Here is a 2677-nt window from a genome sequence, read left to right on the forward strand (position 1 = left end):
GTCGACATCTACAACCTCGGCTGGAAGCGCTACCTGCAGCAGCGGGAGACCGACGAGCGGCGCCGCAAGCAGGAGCGGGCCAACACCGAGCGGAAGATCGACACGCTCAACGCCCAGGCGGACAAGATGCGGGCGAAGGCCACCAAGGCCAAGGCCGCGAAGAGCATGGACAAGCGGGCCGAGCGGCTGGCCGCCGGTCTCGCCGACGTGCGGGTGCACGACAAGGTCGCGAAGCTGCGCTTCCCGACGCCGGCCGCCTGCGGGAAGACCCCGCTCACGGCCGAGGGCCTGTCGAAGAGCTACGGGTCGCTGGAGATCTTCACCGACGTCGACCTCGCGGTGGACCGCGGCGCGCGGGTCGTCGTCCTCGGGCTCAACGGCGCAGGGAAGACGACGCTGCTGCGCATGCTCGCCGGCACGGAGTCGCCCGACACCGGTGAGGTCAAGGCCGGCCACGGGCTGCGCGTCGGGTACTACGCCCAGGAGCACGAGACCCTGGACATGGACCGGACGCTGCTGGAGAACATGCGCTCGTCCGCGCCCGACAGCACCGACACCGAGCTCCGCAAGATCCTCGGCGCGTTCCTCTTCTCGGGCGAGACCGTCGACCAGCGCACCGGCACGCTGTCCGGCGGCGAGCGCACCCGCCTGGCCATGGCGACCCTCGTCGTCTCGGGCGCCAACGTGCTGCTGCTCGACGAGCCGACCAACAACCTGGACCCGGCCAGCCGGGAGCAGGTGCTCGAGGCCCTGCGCACCTACGCCGGCGCCATCGTTCTGGTCACCCACGACGAGGGCGCCGTCCGGGCGCTCGACCCCGACAAGGTCATCCTGCTGCCCGACGGCACCGAGGACGCCTGGAGCGAGGACCTCGCCGACCTCGTCGAACTGGCCTAGCTGTACTGCCCAGACAGGTTGGTCAAGCGGGTGATCGGTGCGCGGCGTCCGATCGCGGTGTGGGGCCGGTGATGGTTGTACTCGTGTAGCCAGCCGGGCAGGGCTTGGCGGCGGGCGAGTTCGCTGAGGAACATCCTCCGGAAGGCCCATCCGTCGGCCAGGGTGCGGTGGAAGCGTTCGATCTTGCCGTTGGTCTGCGGTCGATAGGGCCGGGTCCGCTTGGGAGTGATCCCGAGCTCGAGGCAGGCGTCGCGCCAGGCGTGGGAGCGGTAGGCCGAGCCGTTGTCGGAGAGCACGCGCTCCGTTGTGACTCCGCGGGCGGCGAACCAGGCCACCGCCCGGCGCAGCACACCGATGGCGGTCGCAGCGGTCTCGTCGTCGTGGATCTCGGCGTAGGCGAGCCGGCTGTGGTCGTCGAGCACGGTGTGCACGAAGGCGGTGCCCAGCTTGGGGTTGCCGTAGCTGTTGCGGGGCTTGCCGGGGGTGACGGCGCGGTGATACCTGCCCTGGGTGCGGCCGACGTAGCGCCAGCCACCGCCGTCGGGGATGTTGCCCAGCTTCTTCACGTCGACGTGCAGCAGCGATCCGGGCCGCTCGTGTTCGTAGCGCCGGATCTTCTCGCCAGTGCGCCGATCGATGTGGGCCAGGCGGTTGATCCGGCAGCGGCGCAGCACCGCGTAGACCGTCGAGGCCGGCATGCCGAGACGGGCGGCGATCTCTACCGGCCCCAGCCGCTGGTGCCAGCGCAGGTGCACGATCCGCCGGACCAGCGGCCGCGGGGTGCGGCGCCGGCAGCGGTGCGGCCGCGAGCTGCGATCGACCATCCCGGCCGGGCCGGCCTGCTCGTAGCGGACCGCCCAGCGTTTGGCGGTGGGCCAGGCCACCTGGAACACCGCGGCGGCGTAAGCGATCGACCAGTCGTCCTCGACCACGGCGCGAGCCAGGCGCAGACGCTGGCGAGGAGTCAGAGCGGCGTTAGCGTGGGCCACGAGGACCTCCGGGTTGTGAAGTGGTCGCCTTGAGCAGCTCCACCCCACGTCCGGAGGTCCTCCTCCACAAGATCCTTCAATCAGATCCCGTGGTCACACGCTCTCGACCAACGTTGCTGATCAGTACACCTAGCCCCGGACGACCTCGATCGGCAGCGAGCTGTCGGCGCCGAGGTCCGGCAGCGACGGCGCGATTCCGGACGCCACGAGGCGGGAGCCGAGGGCGGCCACCATGGCGCCGTTGTCGGTGCACAGCCGCGGGCTCGGCACGCGCAGCACGATCCCGGCCGCCGCGCACCGCTCCTCGGCGAGCGCGCGCAGCCGTGAGTTGGCGGCCACCCCGCCCCCGAGGACGAGGTGGTCGACCCCGTGGTCGCGGCAGGCGCGCACCGCCTTGGCCGTCAGCACGTCGGCGACGGCCTCCTGGAAGGACGCCGCGACGTCGGCCACCGGCACCTGCTCCCCCGCCCGCTGCCGCGCCTCGACCCAGCGCGCCACCGCCGTCTTCAGCCCGGAGAAGGAGAAGTCGTAGGGCGCGTCGCGGGGGCCGGTGAGGCCGCGCGGGAACCCGATGGCCGCCGGGTCGCCGTCGCGGGCGACGCGGTCGATGTGCGGGCCGCCGGGGAACGGCAGGCCGAGCACGCGGGCGACCTTGTCGAAGGCCTCCCCTGCCGCGTCGTCGACCGTCCGGCCCAGCGACTGCACGTCCTGCGCCAGGTCGGGCACGAGCAGCAGCGAGCTGTGCCCGCCCGACACCAGCAGCGCGATCGACGGCTCGGCGAGCGGCCCGT

3 protein-coding genes are annotated in these 2677 nt (G+C 72.2%); 1 reads left to right on the forward strand and 2 read right to left on the reverse strand.

What is annotated here, in order from left to right; genetic code table 11:
* The coding region (locus VFZ39_RS04030) for an ABC-F family ATP-binding cassette domain-containing protein (RefSeq protein ID WP_330864438.1) at window positions 1-897 on the forward strand (897 nt) is incomplete at its 5' end.
* Here the strand turns inward: VFZ39_RS04030 and VFZ39_RS04035 are convergent.
* Both VFZ39_RS04035 and VFZ39_RS04040 read right to left on the reverse strand, forming a co-directional pair.
* Window positions 894-1886 (reverse strand): IS481 family transposase, encoded by a 993-nt coding sequence (locus tag VFZ39_RS04035; RefSeq protein WP_330864439.1) that lies wholly within the window; start codon window positions 1884-1886, stop codon window positions 894-896. The genes VFZ39_RS04030 and VFZ39_RS04035 overlap by 4 nt on opposite strands.
* 129 nt (window positions 1887-2015) lie before the next feature.
* On the reverse strand, window positions 2016-2677 hold a 662-nt coding region (locus tag VFZ39_RS04040; RefSeq protein ID WP_414690259.1), incomplete at its 5' end, for a tRNA (adenosine(37)-N6)-threonylcarbamoyltransferase complex transferase subunit TsaD.

This window comes from Nocardioides sp., assembly GCF_036374615.1.
Taxonomy (GTDB): Bacteria; Actinomycetota; Actinomycetes; order Propionibacteriales; family Nocardioidaceae; genus Nocardioides.